The sequence below is a fragment of the Nocardia sp. NPDC101769 genome, assembly GCF_044766925.1.
GTDB lineage: Bacteria > Actinomycetota > Actinomycetes > Mycobacteriales > Mycobacteriaceae > Nocardia.
The window spans coordinates 171,042-192,570 of record NZ_JBIWMX010000014.1 but is presented as its reverse complement, the minus strand read 5'-3'; the positions used below and the strand labels follow the sequence as shown (position 1 = coordinate 192,570).

The window sequence follows — 21,529 nt, the reverse complement described above, 5'->3', positions numbered from 1 at the left end:
GGCGCGGGCGGGCCGTCGGTATCGTGCAGCCGTGACTCGATCGACCGCGCCCGCCCCCACCCAGCCGGATCAGCGGAGACGCCGTGCCGCCCTGCCCGCCATCGTGCTGGCGGGGGTCATCGTCACTGTCCTTGTGCCGCTGTCGTTTCCGGCCGGCGGCGGGTCGACGAGCGCGGATCTGGTGCTGGAGCGCGATATCCACTCGGGGCTGGACGCGCACACGTGGGTGTACCGGATCCTGCTGTTCCCCAGTAACGGTTATGTCGTCCTGCCGCTGCTGTGCGCTTCCACGGCGTGGTTCGCCTACCGGCGCCAGTGGTGGCAGGCCGGATTCGCCCTGGTGGCCCCCGAGCTGGTGGTGGCCGTCAATACCTTTGCGCTCAAACCGTTCTGGGACCGCAGGCTCGACCACTATCTCGCCTACCCCAGCGGGCACACCGTCCAGCTGGTCGCGGTCGTCACCGCCTTCGCCCTCGTGGCCGAATCCACGCGCGTGCGGACCGGCACGGTGGTCGTCATGGTCGTGGTGCTGCCCGCCGTCATGATCGGCATGGTCGGCTTCGGATACCACCATCCGACCGACGTACTGGGCGGAACGGCGGCCGCGGTCGCGCTCGTGACCGCCCTCTACCTACCGTTCCGCTACTTCGCGGCTACACCGGTCGCGGCGTCGTCTAGTACGACGCCGCAACCGCGATGATGAACCACACCACCCACAGCGCGGCCACCACGAAACCCAGCGTCAGCATCACCCGCATGAGTCCGCGGGTCACCTCGATCCGGTCACTGCGGCGCGGATAGAGCTTGCGCGGGCTGAACCACGGCTCGGGGATGTTCAGACCGCGCCCGGCCGAGCCGCGGTCGTGCTCCAGCCGCGCCTGCTCCTCGGCGAAGGCCTCGGCCTGGGCCTGCTGCGGACCGCCGTGCCACAGCGTCGGATCCACCGGGCCCAGGAAGCCCTCGTTCAGCAGGTCTTGCGGCGCGGGCAGATACGGCAGGATGCCCAGGCCGCGGAACGCCCAGGCCACGTCATTGGCGGACCACTGCGGCCGCCCCCGCGAGAGCAGGCTGGTGAAGTGGTCGCGCAGCCGCCGCTCATCGCCCAGCAGCACCTGGAAACTGGGATCGTTCCACAGCTGGGTGATCCGTAGATTCGAGCCGGGCGCCGGCACCACCAGCACGATGCCGTGGATGACGCGCTGCCCGAGCCCCCGCTCGGCCAGCCAGTTCTGCAGCGCGAAGGTGTGATCGCGGGACTTGTCCAGCGGACTGCGCTTGTCGCCGCCCTCGAAGGCGATGATCCGGTCGCCGACCCGCCAGGGGCCGTTGACCGGAACCTCGAGCTCACCGTCCATGCGCTCCGACAGCGCCTCGGCCTCGATCACCACACAGCTGGTCGGCGTCCACACCACCGCGTCGAACGGATGCAGCTTATCGCCGTGGAACAGACTGCAGTTGACGGTGGCGACGCCCTTGGGGTCGGTGCTGCCCTTCCAGGTCCGCAGCCAATCGATGAGCACCTTCTCGGCGTGGGTGCCGGCGGTGTTCTGCACTCGGACGAGCATCGGCTCTCACCTTCCTCGTCGAATCGATACCGGGAATGGTACGGGCACAGCACCCCAAACTACCGCCGGGCACGCCGCCGCGCTCAGTTCGCGGAGAGCTCGTGATCGTTCGGGAACAGGGGCAGTCGCAACGCGCCGGGCGCGAAGTCCGGCACCACCGCGTGCTTGGGCGCGACGGGGCGGATCCGACGATACGCGGCACCCAGCGCGGGCCGCGGATCGGCCTCGTTTCGGTTGGGCCAGAACGCCATTGCGCGCTCGGCCTGGGCGGTGATGGTCAGCGACGGGTTCACGCCCAGGTTCGCCGTCACCGCCGAGCCGTCGGCGATATGCAGGCCCGGATGGCCGTACACGCGCTGATACGGGTCCACCACACCGCTTTCCGGGCCCTCCCCGATGACGCAGCCGCCGATGTAGTGGGCGGTGGCCGGGATGTTGAACACGTCCATGGCCAGCATCTGCACGTCGCCGTCGACCTTCGCCCCGAAGCGGCGGCCGACGTCGTGCGCGAGCGGGATCCAGGTCGGATTCGGCTTGCCCATACCCTGTTTGGTCCTCAGCTGCCCCCAGCGGCGGAACGAGGTCAACGAGTTGTCCAGCGACTGCATGACCAGCAGGATGACCGACTTCTCCGATGCCCGGCGGGCATTGAGACTGCGCGCGAACACCACCGGGTGCAGCAGCATGGCCAGCAGGAAGCGCAGGAACCGGAACGCGCCGCCGTCCACCAGTGGCACCGAGAGCGGGAACAGGCCGTTCTGGCCCTTGCCGTAGTGGCACACCTCGACATGGGTGTCGGGCTCGGGATGGATCGAGGAGGTGATGGCGATGCCCTCGGCGAAGTCGTCGCGGGCCTTGCTCACCACGTTCAGGATGGCCTCGGAGTTGGACCGGGTCAGCTCGCCCAGCCGCGGCGACAGGTTCGGCAGCACGCCCTCGTCCCGCATCTTGTGCAGCAGCTTCTGGGTGCCCAGCGCGGCCGCCGCGAACACCACCTGCTCGGCGGTGAACACCTTGCGCCCCTTGCGAACCCAGCGATCCGAGCGCTGCGTCTCGATGGCGTAGCCGCCGCCGGTCATGGGCCGCACCTTGGTGGCCGTGGTCAGCTCGAACACGTGCGCGCCCGCCTGCTCGGCCAGGTACAGGTAGTTCTTGGGCGTGGTGTTCTTGGCGTTGTGCGGGCAGCCGGTGAAACAACGCGCGCAATGGATGCAGCCGGCACGCCTCGGACCCGCCCCGCCGAAGTACGGGTCGTCCACCTCCTCGCCCGGCGCGGCCTCGTTGAAGAACACACCCACATTGGTGGCGTGGAAGGTGTCGGCCACGCCCAGATCCTGTGCCACCGAACGGATCACGTCGTCGGCCGGGGTCATGCGCGGATTCGGGGCCACGCCCAGCATGCGCTGCGCCTGGTCGTAGTACGGCGCGAGCTCCGAGCGCCAGTCGGTGATGTGGGCCCACTGCCGGTCGGTGTAGAAGGCCGGCAGCGGCTCGTAGAGGGTGTTGCCGTAGATCAGCGACCCGCCGCCCACGCCCGCCGCCGAGAACACCGCGCACTTGCCCAGAATGCTGATGCGCTGGGTGCCGGTCAGCCCCAGCCGCGGGGCCCAGATCGACTTGCGCACATTCCAGTTCGTCTTGGGGATGTCCTCGGCGTTCCAGCGGCGGCCGGATTCCAGCACGGCCACCCGGTAGCCCTTCTCGCTCAGGCGCAGCGCGCTCACGCTCCCCCCGAACCCGGAGCCGATAACGACGACGTCATAGTCGAAGTCGGGCATGGCATTTCCTCTCCCTGGGCTGTACCGATCAGCCTTCACCACTCGGGTCCGAACCGCAGCACGCCCGCGAATTCACACCCACCAATACAATGAGAAGATACTAATGTCATTCTCTCACCGAGTGGGCATGGCAGCGACCATACCGGTCGGCTCCGGCGGCGGCGCGGCGGCGTGCCCGGATGGAGATGGCGCAGCGATTGGGGTATGACCGGGTTGTGACAACCGAGCGGAACGCCGAGCCGGTCTACAGCGACCGCATCTTCACCGTGCCCAACGTGCTCAGCCTGATCCGGCTGATCGGCGTCCCGGTTTTTCTGTGGCTGCTGCTCGCCGAGAAGGCCGACGGCTGGGCCTTCACGCTGCTGGTCGTCAGCGGCATCACCGACTTCCTGGACGGCAAGCTGGCCCGCCTGCTGGACCAGTCGTCCAAACTGGGCGCCATCCTCGACCCGCTGGTGGATCGCCTCTATCTGCTGGCGACCCTGGGCGGCTTCCTGATTCGCGGCATCCTGCCCTGGTGGGTGGTGCTGATCCTGGTCGGCCGCGACGCGATCCTGACCCTCACCCTCGGCATCTACCGGCGCCGCAACCTCCCCCCGCCCGAGGTCATCTACCTGGGCAAGGCCGCCACCTTCGCGCTGATGTCCGCGCTGCCCTGGCTGCTGGCGGGGCAGATGGACTGGGCGGCCGCAGGTTTCGGCCGCGCCTTCGGTGGGGCATTCTTGATCTGGGGCACGGCGGTCTACGTCTGGACCGGACTGCTGTATCTCCGCAAAGCCGTCGCCGTGGCCCGAGCGATACCGCCCGTGCCGCACCATGATCATTCCCGATAGTGTGTGCGGCGGACGGATCGACGACGATCCCGAGAGGAACGCCCGTTGAAAGGACACTGCCAGTGACCGCAGTACCCGAGGATTTGCGCTACTCCGAAGAGCACGAGTGGGTGAGCAAAGTGGGTCCGACCCGGGTACGGGTGGGTATCACCGATTACGCGCAGTCGCAGCTGGGTGACGTCGTGTTCGTGCAACTGCCGGCGGTGGACTCCGACGTGGCGAGCGGTGACAGCATCGCCGAGATCGAATCCACCAAGAGCGTGTCCGACATCTACGCCCCGCTGGCCGGGAAAGTCGTTGCGGTGAACGATCTTCTGGATGCCGAACCCGAGACGGTCAACTCCGACGCCTACGGCGACGGGTGGCTCTTCGAGGTCGAGGTGGAGTCCGCCGAGGCGCTCGACGCTTCGCTCGGAAAGCTCCTCGATGCTGCGGGTTATCAAGGAGTTATCGGAGGCTGAAGGAGCCTTCACAGTTCTACCTGCACGGGTACGCCCTGGCAGGGTACGGTCAATGCCAACAGAAGTGCGCGCAGCCGGTGTCCGGATTATCCGGACCTACCCGAAGCGGGGAGCGGCCGGAGTGCCGCATCGCTGAGGGCATCAACTGCTTGCATGGATTATTCGGTTCGAGGAGGAGAGCAAGGGTGAGCGAGAACAAGGACCCGGGTTACCAGGAAACGGCAGCAGAGACCACTTCGGTGTTCCGTGCCGACTTCCTGAACGAGGTCGACACGTCGCGCACCGAGCAGACCGGCGAGCAGCCGGTGCAGGGAGTGGAGGGCCTGCCCGCGGGCGCGGCCCTGCTGGTGGTCAAGCGTGGTCCGAACGCCGGCTCGCGCTTCCTGCTCGACCAGCCGACCACCTCGGCGGGACGCCATCCCGACAGTGACATCTTCCTGGACGATGTCACCGTCAGCCGGCGTCACGCGGAATTCCGCCAGGACGACGACACTTTCCAGGTCGTCGATGTGGGCAGCCTCAACGGCACCTATGTCAACCGGGAGCCGGTGGATTCCTCGGAGCTGCAGAACGGTGACGAGGTCCAGATCGGCAAGTTCCGTCTCGTCTTCCTGACGGGACCGCGACCGGCGACGAGCGACTCGGGTCTATAGGACCGAGCGGAATGACTGGCGCAGCGCAGTGGACGCGCGGAGGCATGTCGATCGGCTCCGTGCTGGATCTCCTGCGTCCGGATTTTCCGGACATCACCATCTCCAAGATCCGATTCCTGGAGTCGGAGGGCCTGATCAGCCCGGAGCGCACGCCCTCGGGGTACCGCCGCTTTCATGTGGCGGATGTCGAGCGCCTGCGCTTCGTGCTGACCGCGCAGCGGGATCAGTACCTGCCGTTGAAGGTGATCAAGGAACAGCTCGAAGCGATCGACAGTGGGGCGGCGACGCTCGGGGTCCGGGAGGCCCGGGCCCGGGCGAACGCCGTGGGAGGGTCCGTGCCCGATTCCAGACCTGGGCCCGGCACGAGAGATGGTCTGCCGCCCAATGGAGGCGGCCGCCTGCGGCGGCTGAACGCCGTGCCCGGTGAGGTATCGCCCGAGGAGCTCCGGTTCGACCACGAAATCCGGATCACCCGGACGGATCTGCTCGAGCAGGCGGGCATCGACGAGAAGTTCCTGACCGAGCTGATCCGCGCCAACCTCATTACCCCCGGCGCCGCAGGCTATTTCGACGGCGACGCCGTCACGCTGGCCCGCACCGCCAAGGCTCTGAGCGAATTCGGTTTGGAGGCAAGGCATCTGCGCGCTTTCAAACTGGCCGCCGATCGCGAGGCCGCCATGGTCGCGCAGATCGCGGCGCCGATCGCCAAGAGTCGCGACGCGGATGCCCGCGCCCGGGCCGAGGAGACGGTCCGCGAGTTGGCGGCATTGTCGCTGACTCTGCACACCTGCCTGGTGAAGACCTCTGTGCGCGCTTCCCTCGGGGGCTGAATTCTTCGCCTAGACTCGGTATTACAGCCGGGTTGGGCGGCCGGTGAGGATTTTGGGAGGCAGTGCCATGAGTGAGCGCAGCGAGCGAATCATTGGATACAGCGCACCTTCGCGCATGGTCGTGGCGATCGCTAGCGAGGCACGGTCATGAGCGAAATGCGTGTGATCGGCATCCGTGTCGAACAACCACAGAATCAGCCCGTGCTGTTGCTCCGAGAGGTCTCCGGCGACCGCTATCTGCCTATTTGGATCGGCCAGGCCGAGGCTACCGCGATCGTGCTGGAGCAGGAGGGCGTCACGCCCATCCGCCCGCTCACCCACGATCTGATCAAGATCCTGATCAAGGAGCTCGGGCACACCCTCAAAGAGGTGCGGATCGTGGATCTGCAGGAGGGCACCTTCTACGCGGACCTGGTCTTCGAGAACGATCTACGCATCTCCGCGCGGCCCTCGGATTCGGTGGCCATCGCGCTGCGGGTGGGCTGCCCGATCTATGCCGAGGAGCCGGTGCTGGAAGAGGCCGGACTGGTCATGCCGGACGAGCGTGAGGACGAGGTCGAGAAGTTCAAGGAGTTTCTCGAATCGGTATCTCCCGACGACTTCAAGGCCACGGACAGCTGACCAGTTTCTGACCGGGTGATGATCTCGAAACGGGACAAAACAGCGTCTCTACCTCAGGTTTAGGGTTAAAAACACGCGGCCGGTCAAGCTTTGACGGTGCCGATTCTGCCGCGACAATCAGGGGAGTAGCCTCGATTGTTAGGCCAACGCTCCAGAGTCGATTGACAGAGCCCGAGCCCTGATAGGTAAGCAGTAAGGGAGTAGTCAGTGGGAGATCAACCGCAACCTCAGGATGTGGTGCAGCCAGGGCTGTTCCCCGATGACACGGTGCCCGACGAACTTGTCGGCTACCGCGTGCCCAGCGCTTGTCAGGTGGCCGGCATCACCTACCGCCAGCTCGATTACTGGGCCCGCACCGGACTGGTCGTCCCGTCCATCCGCAGTGCCACCGGATCCGGCAGCCAGCGTCTGTACTCGTTCAAGGACATCCTGGTCCTGAAGATCGTCAAGCGGCTCCTCGACGCCGGCATCTCGCTGCAGAACATCCGCATCGCCGTGGATCACCTGCGCAGCCGGGGCGTCGAAGACCTCGCTGGGATCACCCTCTTCTCCGACGGCACCACCGTCTACGAGTGCTCCTCCGCCGAAGAGGTGGTCGATTTACTGCAGGGCGGCCAGGGCGTGTTCGGCATCGCCGTCAGCGGTGCCATGCGCGAACTCACCGGAGCCATCGCCAACTTCCCGGCCGAGCGCGCCGAAACCGCCACCGCCTCGGACCGTCCCGAGGACGAGCTGTCCTTCCGCCGCAAGGCCCGGATGAGCAAGACCGGGTAGACACCCCTTTTCGAACGCGCGTCGCCTCGAGCGGCGCGCGTTTCGTGTATCGGGGGCCGGTCGTTCGGAGCGCGCCACGGTGTGAAACCGGCCCAGGCAACATTCTTGTAACGTGGCGCCGCTTAGACTGGCAGTGCGTCGCAGCCGTGCGGGAGAGTTCCGGGGATAGTCTCGGACGCCGAAGGAGCAGCACCTCCCCGTCAATCTCTCAGGCACCAGGGACCGTGCGGAGTTTCGACGCCTCTGGAAAGTGGTGACCTCGCGTCACCCGCCCATGGTGAAAGGTCAACGGCCGCAAGGCCGGGGTCCGAATCTCTCAGGCATCGAGGACAGAGGGGGAGGGCAGACGACACGTCGGCCGTCGGGCCGACCCCCGCCCACCCCTTTGGAGAGCAGCCGTGATCTGGACTCGATCCTTCGCCGACCGCCACATCGGCCCCGACAGCGGCCAGACCGGCCGCATCCTGGAGACCGTGGGCGTCGAGTCGCTGGACGAACTCGCCACCAGGGCCGTGCCCGCCAGCATCCTGGACGCGCCCGAGGGCAATGGGCTGAACGCGCTGCCCGCCGCGCTTTCCGAGCACGAGGCGCTCGCCGAGCTTGCGGCGCTGGCGAATTCGAACACCGTGGCCACCTCGATGATCGGGTTGGGCTACTACGACACCCTCACCCCGCCGGTGCTGCTGCGCAATCTGATCGAGAACCCGGCCTGGTACACGGCGTACACGCCGTACCAGCCGGAGATCAGCCAGGGCCGCCTCGAGGCGCTGCTGAACTTCCAGACCATGGTCGCCGACCTGACCGCCATGGAGGTCGCCAATGCCTCCATGCTGGACGAGGCCACCGCGGCGGCCGAGGCCATGACGCTGCTGCAGCGGGCCAACCGCAAGAGCAAGTCCGAGCGGCTGCTCATCGACACCGACCTGTTCCCGCAGACCCGGACGCTGCTCTACACCCGGGCCGAGCCGCTGGGTATCGAGATCGTCGAGGCCGATCTGGCGGGCGGGGAGCTGCCCGAGGGCGATTTCTTCGGCGTGATCGTGCAGCAGCCGGGCGCGTCCGGCCGGATCGTGGACTGGGTTCCGGTCATCGAGGGCGCGCACGCGCGGGGCGCGCTGGTGGCGGTCGGCGCGGATCTGCTTGCGCTGACGCTGATTACGCCGCCGGGGGAGCAGGGCGCGGACGCCTGTTTCGGCACCACGCAGCGCTTCGGCGTGCCGCTGGGCTTCGGCGGGCCGCACGCCGGCTACCTCGCGGTGCACAGCGCGCACGCGCGGCAGTTGCCGGGCCGCCTGGTCGGCGTCTCCGTGGACGCGGACGGCAACCCGGCTTACCGGCTCGCCCTGCAGACCCGTGAGCAGCACATTCGCCGGGAGAAGGCGACCTCGAACATCTGCACCGCGCAGGTGCTGCTGGCCATCCTGGCCGCCATGTACGCCTCGTATCACGGCGCGGACGGGCTGCGCTCGCTCGCGCGCCGCGTGCACGGGCACGCCCAGTGGCTGGCGGCCGGGCTCGGCGACGCGGTGGTGCACCAGACCTTCTTCGACACCGTGCTGGTGAACGTGCCCGCGGGTGCGGAAGCCATTGTGGCCAAGGCGAAGGGGCGCGGGATCAACCTGCGGCTGGTCGATGCCGATCATGTGGCGATCGCCTGCGACGAGGTCACCACCGACATCCATGTGGTCGACGTGCTGGACTGCTTCGGCGTGGAGATCCCGGTCGGCCCGGAGGGCGCTCTCTTCCACGGCAAGCAGCGCCCGCACATCGAGGTCCGCACCTCGGAATATCTGACCGCGCCCGCGTTCACCAGGTACCGCACCGAGACCGCGATGCTGCGCTACCTGCGTGCGCTGTCGGACAAGGACATCGCCCTGGATCGCAGCATGATTCCGCTCGGCTCCTGCACCATGAAGCTGAACGCGGCCGCCGAGATGGAGTCCATCACCTGGCCGGGCTTCAACCGCGTGCACCCCTACGCGCCCGTCGAAGACGCGCCGGGCCTGATCAAGCTGATCGAGGACCTGGAGGGCTGGCTGTGCGCGGTCACCGGCTACGACCGGGTTTCCTTGCAGCCCAATGCCGGTAGCCAGGGCGAGTACGCGGGTCTGCTGGCCATTCGCCGCTACCACCTGGACCGCGGTGACTCGCACCGGGACACCTGCCTGATCCCCTCCAGCGCGCACGGCACCAATGCCGCCTCCGCCGCCATGGTGGGCATGCGGGTGGAGGTCGTGAAGACCCGCCCCAACGGCGATATCGACCTCGACGACCTGCGCGCCAAGATAGCCGACCACGCCGAGCGGCTGGCCTGCATCATGATCACCTACCCGTCCACCCACGGCGTGTACGAGCATGAGGTGGCCGAGCTGTGCGGGCTGGTGCACGAGGCCGGCGGCCAGGTGTACGTGGACGGCGCGAACCTCAATGCCCTTGTCGGACTGGCCCGTCCGGGCAAGTTCGGCGGCGACGTCAGCCACCTGAACCTGCACAAGACCTTCTGCATCCCGCACGGCGGCGGCGGTCCGGGCGTGGGCCCGGTCGCCGTGCGCGAGCACCTGGCGCAGTACCTGCCGGGCGATCCCCTCGAAAAGGGTTCGCACGCGGTGTCGGCGGCCATGTACGGGTCGGCGTCGATCCTGCCGATCACCTGGGCCTACATCCGCATGATGGGCGCGGACGGGCTGCGCCGCGCCACGCTGACCGCCATCGCCTCGGCCAATTACATTGCGCGCAAGCTGGATCCGCACTTCCCGGTGCTCTACACCGGCGACAACGGTATGGTCGCCCATGAGTGCATCCTGGATCTGCGCGAGATCACCAAGCGCACCGGCGTCACCGTCGACGATGTGGCCAAGCGCCTGGCGGACTACGGTTTCCACGCTCCGACCATGAGCTTCCCGGTCGCGGGCACCCTCATGGTGGAGCCCACCGAGAGTGAGAACCTCGAAGAGCTGGACGCTTTCATCGCCGCCATGATCGCCATCAAGAGCGAGATCGACCAGGTCGAGGCCGGGGTCTGGCCGGTGGAGGACAACCCGCTGCGCGGCGCGCCGCACACCGCCGAATGTCTGGTGGGCGACTGGAACCACCCCTACACCCGCGAAATGGCTGTCTACCCCCAGGGTGTCAAGCACGCTCGCGCCAAGGTCTGGCCGTCCGTCCGCCGCATCGACGGCGCCTACGGCGACCGCAACCTGGTCTGCTCCTGCCCGCCGCTGGACACCTACGCGGAGTGATCGCGAACTGAGCGCCGAAGCGCCCCATCGGTTTCCGCAACCGGTGGGGCGCTTCTCGTTGCGCCGCAGGCTGGATCTCGACCGGCTCGTCGGTGGCGATGGCTCGGATCACGACGTCGACCCGTCTTCCGCACCCGAGGCGGGTATCGAGGCTCAGTTCACCGGCAGGTCGGCCCAGGTCGCCGGGAGGATTTCGCAGGACACGTCGGCGATTTCGCGTAAACGGGATGGGGTGACGCTCATTCGGCTCAGTTGGATGAGGCCCTGGGTGGTCATGATGATGTTGGCGCTCAGGGTCGAGAGGAGGGCTTCGTCGACGGGGCCGGTGGTGCTCATGCTGTGGCGGAGGCGGTCGGCCACAGCGCTTTCCATGGTGGCCGTGGTGCGTGCGCCGATGGTCGCGACTTCCGGGATCCGAGTGCCGAGGTGGGCGATACTGCTGATCATCAGGCAGCCGCGGCGGTCCGGGTGTGCGGCACAATCGTCGATGACGGCGCGGAACAGGGTGCGTGCTGCGGCGCGGGCCGAGCCGGGGGCCGATTCGATGACCTCGCGGACGAAACGGGCGCGCTGCTCGCAGTATCTTTCGAAGGCGGCCAGGAACAAGCCGCGTTTGTTGCCGTAGGCGCCGTAGATGCTGCCATTGCCGATCCCGGTCGCGCGCGAGACGTCTTCCACCGATGTCGTATCGAAACCCTTGGTCCAGAAGAGTTCGACCGCGGCGGCGAGCAGTGCCTGCTCGTCGAACTGCCGTGGTCTGCCCATGGGGATCACCGTATCAATCTGCGATCTCGCGCACGATTCTTGTTCTGGAGGCTTGCCTCCATAATACTAGTGGACATGTCATCCATATCTTCCGATCCGACCCGCCGACGGGTGGGGATCCTCGTCTTCGATGGTGTGAAGATGCTCGACTTCGCCGGTCCCGCCGAAGTCTTCATGGAGGCCAATCAGGCGGTGAGCGGCTACGACGTGGTGTTGCTCTCGCCGGATGGGCGGGAGGTGCAGACCTCGATCGGGGCGCGGGTGGCGGTGCACGGCGCGGCGGCCGATGCCGGGCGGTTCGACACGGTGGTGATTCCGGGCAGTGAGCTGCCCGCCTCGGTGTTCGTGACGCCGGAGGTGCAGGCGGCGGCTCGGCATCTGTCCGCGCACACTCGACGGCTGGTCTCGATCTGCAGTGGGACGGCGGTGCTGGCCGAGCTGGGATTGCTGGATGGGCGGCGGGTGACCACCCATTGGAAGTTCGCGCCGGATCTGGCCCGCCGATTCCCGGCGGTGGAGGTGGACGCCGACGCGATCTTCGTTCGCGATGGGAACCTGTACAGCTCGGCCGGTGTCGCGGCGGGCGTGGATCTGGCGCTCGCGCTGGTCGAGGAGGATCACGGCGCGGATGTCGCGCGGCGGACGGCACAGCTGCTGGTGGTGTACATGCAGAGAGCGGGCGGGCAGTCGCAGTTCTCGGCATCGTTGAGCGGTCCGGTGCCGCGGAGTCCGCTGGTGCGCCGGGTTGTCGATCTGATCTGCGCGGATCCGGCCTTCCCGCATACGGTGCAGACCCTGGCCGCGCACGCGCAGGTCAGTGTGCGGCATCTGACCCGGCTGTTCCGGTCCGAATTGGAGCGCTCACCGGCCGAATACGTGGCCTTCATCCGCTTCGGCGTCGCCCGGGACCTGCTGCACGCCGGGTCCACGGTGACCGAGACCGCCATGGCCGCGGGCTTCGGCAGCAGTGAGGCGTTGCGCCGGGCTTTCATTGCGCGCCTGGGTATTTCGCCGCTCAAGTATCAGCAGCGCTTCCGGACGACCGGGTCGGCGAGCTGGGCGGACGCGCCGGAACCCGCCATCGCGGCCGTGTCCTGAATCGTGGATTTCGTGGCCGACACGGCGGGGCGGTGCGAGACGTTTCCGGCTGAAATGAATCCCATGGCGCCGACACCCCATTCCCGGCGCCGCGGAAAGGAGTCGATCGCCCATGTCCGGAAACCCGCATCACCTGTCGCTCGAACCGGCCGCCCAGGAGTTCGTGGACGCCACCTCGCAGCCGCCGTTCCTCTACCAGCTGCCCCCGGAGGAAGGCCGCAAAGCCGTTGACTCGGTGCAGGATTCGCCCATCTTCAAGCCCGAGATAGACGAGGAGTGGATCACCGTCGAGGGCGGTCCGACCGGATCGGTGCGGGCGCGCATCGTCAAGCCGCAGGGCGTGACCGAGCCGCTGCCGGTCATTGTCTACACCCACGGCGCGGGCTGGGTCTTCGGTGACGCCCACACCCACGACCGTCTGGTGCGAGACCTCGCGGTCGGCGTGCGGGCTGCGGTGGTGTTCCCGGAATACGATCGCTCGCCGGACGTGAAGTACCCGGTCGCCAACGAGCAGTCGTATCGAATCGCGCAGTGGGTCACCACTGATGGAGCGAGCAAGGGCCTCGACGCGTCGCGGCTGGCCGTCGCCGGCGACTCGGTCGGCGGCAATATGGCCATCGCGCTGACCCTCATGGCCAAGGAGCGCGGCGACGTCTCCTTCGCGCAGCAGGTGCTGTTCTACCCGGTGACCGACGCCAACTTCGACACCGCGTCCTATCGCCAGTTCGCCGAGGGCTACTTCCTCACCCTCGACGGCATGAAGTGGTTCTGGGATCAGTACACCACCAGCTCCGAAGACCGCGCCCGCATCGATGTCTCGCCGCTTCGCGCCACCACCGAACAGCTGGCCGGGCTGCCGCCCGCGCTGGTCATCACCGCCGAGGCCGATGTGCTGCGCGATGAGGGCGAGGCGTTCGCCGCGAAGCTGCGCGCCGCGGGCGTCCCCGTCACCCAGGCGCGCTACGGCGGCATCATCCACGACTTCGTGATGGTCAACGCCCTGCACGACACCCACGCCGCGAAAGCCGCTGTGGCGCAGGCCGTCGCGACCCTGCGCGCGGCGTTGTACCCGGCCTGATATCCGATCCCAGCTCAGGAGCAACCCACATGACCACCACCCCGACCGTCGTCCTGGTGCACGGAGCCTTCGCTGATTCCTCCAGCTGGAACGGTGTCATCGAAGCCCTTGCCGCCGCGGGCATCCCCGTACTCGCCGCCGCTAATCCATTGCGCGGCCTCACTTCCGATGCCGCCTACATCGCCTCCGTCGTGGACAGCATCGACGGCCCGGTGGTGCTGGCCGGACACTCGTACGGCGGCAGCGTCATCAGCGTTGCCGCGCAAGGAAAGCCACAGGTCACCGCACTCGTCTACGTGGCGGCCTTCATTCCGGAGATCGGTGAGAGCGCCCTGGAACTGACCGATAAGTTCCCGGGCTCAACCCTCGGCCCGACCACCCGCCCCGCGTCCTATCCCCAGGCCGACGGCACCGACGGCACCGAGCTCTACATCCGCCAGGACGAATTCCCGCGGCAGTTCGCCGCCGACGTCCCCACCGCCACCGCCGCCGCCATGGCGGTGACGCAACGCCCGGTCGCACTGGCCGCCCTCCAGGAACCGGCCACGGCCGCCGCCTGGACGACCATCCCAGCCCTCGCGCTGCTCACCACCGACGACAAGAACATCCCCCTGGAGGCCCAGCGCTTCATGGCCGAGCGCGCCCGGGCCGACGCCACCGAGGTCGCCGCGTCCCACGCGGTCTCGGTGTCCCGCCCCGACGCGGTGGCCGATGTGATCCTGCGCGCAGTGCGTCAGCCACACTGAGTCTCCCGTCCTGCGCGGGTTCAATGAGCAAGCGCCCCATCGGTTGTCACCTGATGGGGCGCTTCGCCGTTGTGCCGCAGGCACTATCGGCGCGGCGGTGCCGCGGGCACGGTCACCGCGCCGGGGCTCAGACGGTGGCGGGTTTGTAGGTGGCGATGGCCCAGATCACCACGACGTCGAGCGCGATGATGAGCAGCGACCAGGCCGGGTAGTAGGGAATCCAGAGGAAGTTCTCCACGATGGACAGGGCCGCCAGGATCAGGGCGGCGACCCGACCCCAGGTGGTGCCCCGGAGCAGGCCGATCGCCACGACGATCTCGATGACGCCGAGGACGATGTGGATCCAGCCCCATCCGGTGGTGTTCATCTTGTAGACGTAGTCGTAGCCGACGACCAGCAGGTCGTCCGACGCCACCGCGGAAATGCCCTGCAGGATCGACAGCGCGCCGACGACGAGCAGCAGGATGCCCGCCGCGATCGTCGTTCCGGCGGCGAAGCCCTGTTTCAGTGTGGGTTCGGGACCAGTGCTATGTGCCATTCGCCGAATATGCCACGGGTTTGCTGGCGAATACGGAAAGCGCTGTCGCCGTGTTGCCGTGCAGTCGCGCTGGAATTCGAGGCGGTCAGGGTGTTGTCAGCGCCTGCGAGACCGCGGTGCCGAATGGCAGGTCCGCGGTGGTGTTCACCTTGGTGTAGGTGCCGCCGGTGCGCTGGGTGAGGGTTTGCAGGGTCTGGGTGCCTGGGCCGCCGACCACGATGACGTCGATCCGCACCGGATGTGCCGGATCCGTCGCGGCGGCGATGTCGGCGAGCAGCTGATCGCCGGTGACAGTGGAGTCGTCCTCAGGGCCGTCGGTGATCAGCAGGATCGAATTGGTGCGGGCCGCGGCATAGTTCGCGAGCACATTCTTGTAGGCGGCCTCCAGCGTGGGATAGGTGCGGTCCGGCTTGGAGGTGCTCGCGGTGACGGTGGTCAGGGCCTGGCTGATGGCGGTGCGCTGATCATCCGACAGCGGGGCGGTCGGGGTGAGGACCTTGTAGGGGTTGTTCCCGTCGAGGTTCTTCGAGTACTCCCACACGCCCAGGCCGAAGTCCGGCGGCATGACGCCCATCGTGGACTCCAGTGCCGCGGCCGCATTGGCGAGGCGGGTGCCGAAGCCCTCGGTGGTGGACATGGAGGAGGAGACGTCCAGCAGCACGGTGGCCTGCACGCCGAGCACCGGATGGGCGAGGATCTGGCCCACCTTGTCCAGGACCGCCTTCGCCGGGACCGGGGTGGTGGCCGGGGGTGCGGCGCCGAAACCGTTGTCGGTGAACAGCTTCGACTGGTCGGGGGCGCGCAGGAAGTCGGCGAACAGGCCCGCGATCAGGTTCTGGGTCTGGTCCACCCAGGAGCCGGTTAGCTCGGCGGCCGGGTAGTCGGCGACCGGGCCCGCGCCGTCCGGGCGGAAGGCGGTCAGGCCGTTGTGGGCCCGGATCTGCTGCTCGGTGGCGGCCACCGCGTGCACCGCTGCACCTCCCTGTGCTCGAGCGGCGGCCGGGTCGGCGGCCCCCGACAGATCGGTGAGCGCGCCGGTCACGTCCTTGGCGGCGGGTGCGCCCGCGGCCAGGCCGGAGATGGCCGAGACCACCTGACCGGTGGCGACGGCCTTCTCGTCGAGGGGATCGGTGCCGGAGACGCCCGAGCCGACCGCGGCCGCGACGGCCAGCGAGCCGTCCCCGGCGGGCATGGCCAGGCGCAGCTTTCCCCAGGTGGGCAGCCCGATATCGGCGAGCGAGCCTTCTTGCAGCCGGGGCAGGTCCGACCAGTGCACCTTGGCGGTCTCGAGCGCGCGGCGCAGGTCGTCGGGGACGGCCAGGGAGATGGGGCTGACCGCGATGGGGGCCGGGGTGCCCGCGATCAGGCCCGGCACGCGCATCTGCTCGACCGAGCGGGAGGAGTCCGGAATCCAGAGCGCGGGCTGCGGGCCCAGTGCCGGATCCCACGCCTTGCCGGAGGTGAAGGCCGCGACCATGGCGGCCGAGGGCTGTGCGGCCACGGTCACCTCGGCGCAGTGGTCGCGCACGTGTGGTTTGGTGGCGTTGAAGCGGTCGGCCGCGGCCCTGACCGGGGCGAGGATGTCCGGATCGACGGTCACATCGAGGGTGGCGGTGCCCTCGACGCAGGAGGCGGCGGCGCGGCTGTCGCGTTCCTTGGACCGATCCGACAGCCAGGCCCAGCCGACGACGGCCAGCGCCAGCAGGATCACCACGACGACTGCGATAACCGGTCCCTTGCTGATACCTCGTGACCCGCCCGCGGCGCGATGAGTTCCCACGAGCGAACATCCTATGTTGACGGGTCGGTAGCCACCTGTGCCAGGCGGCCACGCGAAATCCGGCCGGCCTGGACCCGGCGGGGCAGCGACGACAACGGCGGTGACTCCGAGGGGAGTCACCGTCGAGGTGTCAGTCGCGAATCAGCTTGCCGCGGTCGTACTCGTGACCGCCCCAGACGCCGGACTGGCCGGTGCGGGCCGCGAAGTCACCGCATTCGCGGCGGATCGGGCAGGCCGCGCAGATGGTGCGGGCGTAGCCGAAGTCCTGCGAGGGGTACGGGAACCACGCCTCGTGGTTCGGGTCACCCTTGCAGGCCGCGCGCTGCCAGTAGTCCTTCGAGTCGGAAATGGGGAGCAGATCCGCCAGGGTCGGCTCCCGAAGTGCAGTGTTCGTCATCGGATCTCGCTCCTCTCATGTCCGATCACGCGGTGCGGGCGTTCTTCGTTCATCGAGATCGGGCCCTGTCCTCGGATTCAGGACGCCGCCAGTTCCTTCCAGACCTGACGCTGGGCCCGCTCTCTGTCATTGGGGGCCTTGGGCTCCCACAGCAGGCGCATGCCGGCCTCCTCGGGGGTCCGGTCCGCCTTGTAGGTATTGCAGGGACCGCAGGCGGCGACGAGGTTGGCCCAGGTGTTGGGCCCACCCTTCGAGCGCGGGCGGATGTGGTCGACGGTGCGGGCCCAGTCGTTGCAGTACCCGCAGCGGTAGCGGTCGCGGCGCAGGACCGCGGCCAGGGTGGCGCGGCTGTCGTCGTCGTGCGCGAGGATCCGGTGCTCGAGGTAGATGTAGCGGTGCAACCGGATGGTCTCCGGCAGCGCCAGCTCCAGGTGCTTCGAGCGGATCGGGAAGTGCGGCCGCCGATCGGTGACGGTCTCGGCGGCGCCGCCGAGCAGCAGCACCACCGCGCGCTCGGCGCGGATCGTGGTCAGCGCCTCGTAGGAGGCGTTGAGCAGCAGCACTCCGGCGTGTATCCAGTTGTCGGTGGTTATCTCCGGGTCATCGGCGTGGCGGAACAGCATGGGGGTCACCATGTTTCGTGAAAGGGATCGAACAGAAAGAGGGAGTTGCCCGCTTACGCGTGGGCCTGGAGACGGCCGATGTTCCGGTCGTCGCCGCGCAGGCTGCGCTCGGCGTGGCGCACGAGTAGGGCGTGCTGTTCGGGCGAACGCGAATACTGTTCGCTGAACATCGGATTCAATGCCGTCTCCTCCTTTCCTGCTGGTCACGACCTTGGCGGTCGGCTGATCATCGGTGAAAAACATGGTGGCACAACGGACCTGCCGTTGTCGGGTGATTTTTCGCCCCCTGACTCCGAGGTGCCCGCGTGGAGCGCGGATCTGGAGCCGTGCATGTACAACGAACGCCACCGGCCATTTGTTCCAGGGAGAGCAGCAATTCATCACCGGTTACCCGCCGGGGCTAGCGTTGCTGTTATCGCGACGAGCATGGCGGGTATTACAGAGGAGTCGGCCCATGGAGATCCGACATCTGGTCTCGTTCATCACCCTCGCCGAGGAGCTGCACTTCGGGCGCGCGGCACAGCGGCTGCATCTGACACAGCCGAGCCTGAGCGCGCAGTTGCGGAAGCTGGAGAAGTCGATCGGTGTGACGCTGGTGGCGCGGAACTCCCATGAGGTGCGGCTCACTCCGGCCGGGCGGGAGTTCGAGGTGCAGGCCCGGCAGATCGTGGCGCAGCTGGACCGGGCGGCGCGGGCGGCCCGGGCCCTGGCCGACGGCCGGGTGGGGACGGTCGATGTCGGCTACAACCTGCCCGCGAGCCGGCACGTGCTACCGGACACGCTGGTGCGGATGACCGACCGATATCCCGACATCGAGGTGTCGCTGTGGGAGAAGCGGACCGGCCCCCAGCTCACGGCGCTCGCTGAGGGCGCGCTGGATGTGGCCATGGTGTACGGGCATCCGAGCACGCCGGGGTTCCGGTACCGGCGGCTGCTGCATCGGGTGCCGCTGGTGGCGGTGGTGGGCACGCGGCATCGGTGGGCGGACCGGGCCGGGGTGCCGTTCGCGGAATTGCAGGACCAGGAGTGTGTGCTGTTCGCGCGGGAGCAGTGCCCGGCCATGTACGACAACATCTTCCGGGCGGCGGCGCAGTCGCGGATCTCGCTGCATATCACGCAGTACGCCGATGATCCCGGAGCGACCGCGCACATGGTGTCGGTGCGGCCGCTGGTGGGGTTCGCCTCGCTGCCGCGCGCCATCTCCATGGGGATGGGCGGGCCGGGAAGTATGTCGGTTGCCGTGAAAATCGTGGATCCGGTGCCCACACTGGATCTGTACGCGGTCTGGCGCAGTGCGGAGACCAATCCGGCGGTGGCCGCGTTCCTGGAATGTCTGGACGGTCCGGAGCCGGCGGGCGCTGCGGACCCGGAGAGCAATGGGGTGGTCAGTGATGACGATCGACGCCTGGGCGCAGCATCCGACGGGTCGCTTTCTCGCGCGTGACATCTTCGACTCGCTGCGGCGGTGGACCGGGGACGTCATCCCGTCGGAGGAGATTCCACTGAAGACCACGCTGGCCGCCATGGACGCCGGCGGCGTGGACCGGGCACTGCTGTCGGCGTGGTGTGCGCCGGAGGGGGTGCTCATCTCGAATGACGAGGTGGCCGAATGGGTTTCGGAGGCGCCGGACCGGCTGATCGGGGTGGCCTCGGTGGATCTGCGACGGCCGATGGAGTCGGTGCGGGAACTGCGGCATCGGGTGCGGGAAGAGGGGTTCAAGGCGGTGCGGGTGCTGCCGTGGCTGTGGGAGGTGCCACCGACCGACGCGCGGTTCTATCCGCTGTACGCGGCGTGCGTGGATCTGGGGATCCCGTTCTGCACGCAGGTCGGGCACACCGGCCCACTGCGGCCCTCGGAGCCGGGGCGGCCGATTCCCTATATCGACCGGATCGCCCTGGATTTCCCGGAGCTGACGATCGTGTGCGGTCATGTCGGTTATCCGTGGACCGAGGAGATGATCGCGGTGGCACGCAAGCACGAGAACGTGGTCATCGACACCTCGGCGTACACCACCAAGCGGCTGCCGGCGGCGTTGATCACGTATCTGAAGACCACGAGCGGGCGGCGGAAGGTGCTGTTCGGTACCAACTATCCGATGATCCTGCCGCAGCACGCGCTCGACGGGCTGGAGCAGCTCGGGCTGGACGACCAGACGCGGGAGCTGTACCTGGACGGGAACGCCCGCCGGGTGTTCGGGCTGTGATCCAGGTACGTAGCGCGCAGACCCCGTTCTTCAGGGCGGGGATAGCGCATCAGGTGGCACGCTAAGGTGCAATCGTGCCAGAAATGGGCGACCGAGTGGTGAAGCGGGCGTACAAGTACCGCTTCTACCCCACGCCCGAGCAGGCCGAACAGCTCGCCCGTACCTTCGGTTGTGTCCGGTACGCGTACAACCGGGCGTTGGCGGAGCGTTCCCGTGCCTGGACTCAGGTGCAGCGGCGCGTCAACTATGCGGACACATCGCTGATGCTCACGCAATGGAAGCGTGACCCCGAAACCGAGTGGCTGACAGAGCCTTCCAAGGGGCCGTTGCAGCAAGCCTTGAGGAACCTTCAGGGCGCGTTCGACAAGTTCTGGCGCAAGCAAACCGGGTACCCGCAGTTCAAGAAGAAGGGCCGGTCGAAGGACTCTGCCACCTACTTCTCGAACTGCTTCACCTACCGCGACGGCCGGATCAAACTCGCGAAACAGGCGGAGCCACTGGACATTCGCTGGTCTCGTCCGCTGCCCGAGGGTGCTGTCCCGTCGCAGGTCACGGTGTCACGCGACGGCGCGGGCCGGTACCACATCTCGATCCTGGTAGAAGAGGGGGTCGGCGAGCACGCCCCGACAGATGCGACGATCGGTGTCGATGCGGGCATCACGTCGCTGTATACGTTCTCGACCGGGGAGAAGGTGTCCAATCCCCGGCACGAGCGCAAGGACCGCGCCCGGCTGGCGAAAGCCCAGCGGGTGTTGTCGAAGAAACAGAAGGGCTCGACGAACCGGGCGAAGGCTCGTTTGAAGGTCGCTCGGATTCATGCCCGTATCGCCGATCGTCGGCGGGATCATCTGCACAAACTCTCGACTCGGTTGGTGCGCGAAAACCAAGTGATCGCCATCGAGGATTTGAGTGTGCGGAACATGGTCCGGAATCGGTCGTTGGCGCGGGCGATCTCGGATGCGTCATGGACGCGGTTCCGAAACATGCTGGAGTACAAGGCGGACTGGTACGGGCGCACCGTGGTGGCGATCGACCGGTTCTATCCGTCGTCCAAGACTTGCTCGACGTGTGGGCGGATCGCGGACAAGATTCCGCTGAACATCCGGGAATGGTCGTGCCCATGCGGCGCTGTCCACGACCGGGATGTGAACGCGGCGAAGAACATTCTTGCGGCCGGGCTGGCCGTGCAAGCCTGTGGAGATGGTGTGAGACCGCCCCGCAGCTGATGCGAGGAGGCAACCGTCGATGAAACAGGAAGCCCCTGTCGTGAGGCAGGGAATCCCGGTCCTTCAGGGCCGGGAGGAAGTCAATCCCCATCACGTAGAGCGCGCGCACAACACAACAACACGCGCACCGCACCTGCGACCTGCGCGCCGAGTTCGGCCGCCAGCGGTTCCACGGCCGCGCGCAGCCGCCGATATGCCTCGGGCACAACGGTATCGGCCAGATCGCCGGGGACTATCGGGGCTTTTTCGCGCCATCCGGCCGTGTCACACTCGCTGTGCGAATTGCACGGCGTGGCTTCGGCCATGATGGTGGCTCGAGG

General features: G+C 67.7%; 23 protein-coding genes and 1 riboswitch. Of the genes, 14 read left to right on the top strand and 9 right to left on the bottom strand.

The annotated features are described in order from the left end of the window. The first annotated feature begins 31 nt into the window (after positions 1-31). Positions 32-700, top strand: coding sequence for a phosphatase PAP2 family protein (locus ACIRRA_RS22860; protein ID WP_402771373.1), 669 nt, complete (start codon positions 32-34; stop codon positions 698-700). Here the strand turns inward: ACIRRA_RS22860 and ACIRRA_RS22855 are convergent. Beyond that, entirely contained in the window at positions 675-1,565 is an 891-nt protein-coding gene (locus ACIRRA_RS22855; protein WP_402771370.1) for a nuclease-related domain-containing protein, read from the bottom strand. The genes ACIRRA_RS22860 and ACIRRA_RS22855 overlap by 26 nt on opposite strands. Before the next feature lie 83 nt (positions 1,566-1,648). Then, complete coding sequence (locus ACIRRA_RS22850) at positions 1,649-3,343, bottom strand: GMC oxidoreductase (protein WP_402771367.1); 1,695 nt, start codon at positions 3,341-3,343, stop codon at positions 1,649-1,651. 215 nt (positions 3,344-3,558) lie between these two features. Here ACIRRA_RS22850 and ACIRRA_RS22845 point away from each other — a divergent pair, with 215 nt between their 5' ends. The 7 genes from ACIRRA_RS22845 to gcvP all read left to right on the top strand — a co-directional run bounded on the left by ACIRRA_RS22845 (position 3,559) and on the right by gcvP (position 10,754). Continuing rightward, complete coding sequence (locus ACIRRA_RS22845; protein ID WP_402771364.1) at positions 3,559-4,176, top strand: CDP-alcohol phosphatidyltransferase family protein; 618 nt, start codon at positions 3,559-3,561, stop codon at positions 4,174-4,176. Between the two features lie 62 nt (positions 4,177-4,238). Continuing rightward, positions 4,239-4,637 carry a glycine cleavage system protein GcvH gene (gene gcvH, locus ACIRRA_RS22840; RefSeq protein ID WP_402771362.1) on the top strand — a complete coding sequence of 133 codons (399 nt, stop codon included), beginning with the start codon at positions 4,239-4,241 and terminating at the stop codon, positions 4,635-4,637. A 185-nt stretch (positions 4,638-4,822) separates the two neighbouring features. After that, positions 4,823-5,290, top strand: a complete 468-nt coding sequence (garA, locus tag ACIRRA_RS22835; protein WP_354850581.1) for a glycogen accumulation regulator GarA — start codon at positions 4,823-4,825, stop codon at positions 5,288-5,290. A 44-nt stretch (positions 5,291-5,334) separates the two neighbouring features. Then, positions 5,335-6,120 carry a MerR family transcriptional regulator gene (locus ACIRRA_RS22830; RefSeq protein ID WP_402771358.1) on the top strand — a complete coding sequence of 262 codons (786 nt, stop codon included), beginning with the start codon at positions 5,335-5,337 and terminating at the stop codon, positions 6,118-6,120. Between the two features lie 147 nt (positions 6,121-6,267). Beyond that, a complete protein-coding gene (locus tag ACIRRA_RS22825; protein WP_040807814.1) occupies positions 6,268-6,741 on the top strand; it encodes a bifunctional nuclease family protein in 474 nt (157 codons plus the stop codon). Between the two features lie 207 nt (positions 6,742-6,948). Then, the gene (locus ACIRRA_RS22820; RefSeq protein ID WP_402771355.1) at positions 6,949-7,515 is read left to right on the top strand and encodes a MerR family transcriptional regulator; all 567 of its coding nucleotides are present in this window, start codon (positions 6,949-6,951) and stop codon (positions 7,513-7,515) included. Positions 7,516-7,654: 139 nt separating this feature from the next. Then, positions 7,655-7,750, top strand: a riboswitch (glycine riboswitch). Between the two features lie 163 nt (positions 7,751-7,913). Continuing rightward, on the top strand, positions 7,914-10,754 hold the full coding sequence (gene gcvP / locus ACIRRA_RS22815) for an aminomethyl-transferring glycine dehydrogenase (protein WP_402771352.1): 2,841 nt from the start codon (positions 7,914-7,916) through the stop codon (positions 10,752-10,754). Between the two features lie 153 nt (positions 10,755-10,907). Here the strand turns inward: gcvP and ACIRRA_RS22810 are convergent, their stop codons facing one another. Beyond that, positions 10,908-11,519 (bottom strand): TetR/AcrR family transcriptional regulator, encoded by a 612-nt coding sequence (locus ACIRRA_RS22810; protein ID WP_402771350.1) that lies wholly within the window; start codon positions 11,517-11,519, stop codon positions 10,908-10,910. Positions 11,520-11,594: 75 nt separating this feature from the next. On the opposite strand from ACIRRA_RS22810, the gene ACIRRA_RS22805 reads away from it, so the two are divergent. The 3 genes from ACIRRA_RS22805 (at position 11,595) to ACIRRA_RS22795 (ending at position 14,441) form a co-directional block, all read left to right on the top strand. After that, the gene (locus ACIRRA_RS22805) at positions 11,595-12,617 is read left to right on the top strand and encodes a GlxA family transcriptional regulator (protein WP_402771347.1); all 1,023 of its coding nucleotides are present in this window, start codon (positions 11,595-11,597) and stop codon (positions 12,615-12,617) included. A 112-nt stretch (positions 12,618-12,729) separates the two neighbouring features. Then, complete coding sequence (locus ACIRRA_RS22800) at positions 12,730-13,695, top strand: alpha/beta hydrolase (protein WP_402771344.1); 966 nt, start codon at positions 12,730-12,732, stop codon at positions 13,693-13,695. Positions 13,696-13,724: 29 nt separating this feature from the next. Then, complete coding sequence (locus ACIRRA_RS22795) at positions 13,725-14,441, top strand: alpha/beta fold hydrolase (RefSeq protein WP_402771341.1); 717 nt, start codon at positions 13,725-13,727, stop codon at positions 14,439-14,441. A 127-nt stretch (positions 14,442-14,568) separates the two neighbouring features. On the opposite strand, the gene ACIRRA_RS22790 is transcribed toward ACIRRA_RS22795, so the two are convergent. The 5 genes from ACIRRA_RS22790 to ACIRRA_RS22770 form a co-directional block, all read right to left on the bottom strand. Beyond that, complete coding sequence (locus tag ACIRRA_RS22790; RefSeq protein ID WP_402771338.1) at positions 14,569-14,979, bottom strand: hypothetical protein; 411 nt, start codon at positions 14,977-14,979, stop codon at positions 14,569-14,571. Positions 14,980-15,064: 85 nt separating this feature from the next. Further along, positions 15,065-16,759, bottom strand: a complete 1,695-nt coding sequence (locus ACIRRA_RS22785; RefSeq protein WP_402771336.1) for a VWA domain-containing protein — start codon at positions 16,757-16,759, stop codon at positions 15,065-15,067. Between the two features lie 130 nt (positions 16,760-16,889). Next, positions 16,890-17,156 carry a WhiB family transcriptional regulator gene (locus ACIRRA_RS22780; RefSeq protein WP_356996389.1) on the bottom strand — a complete coding sequence of 89 codons (267 nt, stop codon included), beginning with the start codon at positions 17,154-17,156 and terminating at the stop codon, positions 16,890-16,892. Positions 17,157-17,233: 77 nt separating this feature from the next. Further along, positions 17,234-17,779, bottom strand: a complete 546-nt coding sequence (locus ACIRRA_RS22775; RefSeq protein ID WP_402771333.1) for an HNH endonuclease — start codon at positions 17,777-17,779, stop codon at positions 17,234-17,236. A 53-nt stretch (positions 17,780-17,832) separates the two neighbouring features. Then, positions 17,833-17,958, bottom strand: a complete 126-nt coding sequence (locus ACIRRA_RS22770) for a hypothetical protein (RefSeq protein WP_402771331.1) — start codon at positions 17,956-17,958, stop codon at positions 17,833-17,835. Between the two features lie 275 nt (positions 17,959-18,233). Between ACIRRA_RS22770 and ACIRRA_RS22765 the strand changes: the two genes are divergently transcribed. The 3 genes from ACIRRA_RS22765 (at position 18,234) to ACIRRA_RS22755 (ending at position 21,209) form a co-directional block, all read left to right on the top strand. Beyond that, complete coding sequence (locus tag ACIRRA_RS22765; protein ID WP_402771328.1) at positions 18,234-19,223, top strand: LysR family transcriptional regulator; 990 nt, start codon at positions 18,234-18,236, stop codon at positions 19,221-19,223. Beyond that, a complete protein-coding gene (locus ACIRRA_RS22760; protein WP_402771326.1) occupies positions 19,171-19,983 on the top strand; it encodes an amidohydrolase family protein in 813 nt (270 codons plus the stop codon). Before ACIRRA_RS22765 ends, ACIRRA_RS22760 begins: the two co-directional genes overlap by 53 nt. 83 nt (positions 19,984-20,066) lie before the next feature. After that, positions 20,067-21,209 (top strand): RNA-guided endonuclease TnpB family protein, encoded by a 1,143-nt coding sequence (locus ACIRRA_RS22755; RefSeq protein WP_402771446.1) that lies wholly within the window; start codon positions 20,067-20,069, stop codon positions 21,207-21,209. A gap of 80 nt (positions 21,210-21,289) precedes the next feature. Here ACIRRA_RS22755 and ACIRRA_RS22750 read toward each other — a convergent pair whose 3' ends face one another. Next, positions 21,290-21,514: a hypothetical protein gene (locus ACIRRA_RS22750; RefSeq protein ID WP_402771323.1), complete on the bottom strand. Its 225-nt coding sequence runs from the start codon at positions 21,512-21,514 to the stop codon at positions 21,290-21,292. Positions 21,515-21,529: the final 15 nt, after the last annotated feature.

What these genes read in the sequence shown, in the direction of transcription:
- ACIRRA_RS22855 (WP_402771370.1), bottom strand. Translation starts at nt 1,565, where the DNA reads ATGCTCGTCCGAGTGCAGAACACCGCCGGCACCCACGCCGAGAAGGTG.
- ACIRRA_RS22850 (WP_402771367.1), bottom strand. Translation starts at nt 3,343, where the DNA reads ATGCCCGACTTCGACTATGACGTCGTCGTTATCGGCTCCGGGTTCGGG.
- ACIRRA_RS22830 (WP_402771358.1), top strand. Translation starts at nt 5,335, where the DNA reads ATGTCGATCGGCTCCGTGCTGGATCTCCTGCGTCCGGATTTTCCGGAC.
- ACIRRA_RS22825 (WP_040807814.1), top strand. Translation starts at nt 6,268, where the DNA reads ATGAGCGAAATGCGTGTGATCGGCATCCGTGTCGAACAACCACAGAAT.
- ACIRRA_RS22810 (WP_402771350.1), bottom strand. Translation starts at nt 11,519, where the DNA reads ATGGGCAGACCACGGCAGTTCGACGAGCAGGCACTGCTCGCCGCCGCG.
- ACIRRA_RS22805 (WP_402771347.1), top strand. Translation starts at nt 11,595, where the DNA reads ATGTCATCCATATCTTCCGATCCGACCCGCCGACGGGTGGGGATCCTC.
- ACIRRA_RS22800 (WP_402771344.1), top strand. Translation starts at nt 12,730, where the DNA reads ATGTCCGGAAACCCGCATCACCTGTCGCTCGAACCGGCCGCCCAGGAG.
- ACIRRA_RS22795 (WP_402771341.1), top strand. Translation starts at nt 13,725, where the DNA reads ATGACCACCACCCCGACCGTCGTCCTGGTGCACGGAGCCTTCGCTGAT.
- ACIRRA_RS22790 (WP_402771338.1), bottom strand. Translation starts at nt 14,979, where the DNA reads ATGGCACATAGCACTGGTCCCGAACCCACACTGAAACAGGGCTTCGCC.
- ACIRRA_RS22780 (WP_356996389.1), bottom strand. Translation starts at nt 17,156, where the DNA reads ATGACGAACACTGCACTTCGGGAGCCGACCCTGGCGGATCTGCTCCCC.
- ACIRRA_RS22775 (WP_402771333.1), bottom strand. Translation starts at nt 17,779, where the DNA reads ATGCTGTTCCGCCACGCCGATGACCCGGAGATAACCACCGACAACTGG.
- ACIRRA_RS22765 (WP_402771328.1), top strand. Translation starts at nt 18,234, where the DNA reads ATGGAGATCCGACATCTGGTCTCGTTCATCACCCTCGCCGAGGAGCTG.
- ACIRRA_RS22760 (WP_402771326.1), top strand. Translation starts at nt 19,171, where the DNA reads ATGACGATCGACGCCTGGGCGCAGCATCCGACGGGTCGCTTTCTCGCG.
- ACIRRA_RS22755 (WP_402771446.1), top strand. Translation starts at nt 20,067, where the DNA reads ATGGGCGACCGAGTGGTGAAGCGGGCGTACAAGTACCGCTTCTACCCC.
- ACIRRA_RS22750 (WP_402771323.1), bottom strand. Translation starts at nt 21,514, where the DNA reads ATGGCCGAAGCCACGCCGTGCAATTCGCACAGCGAGTGTGACACGGCC.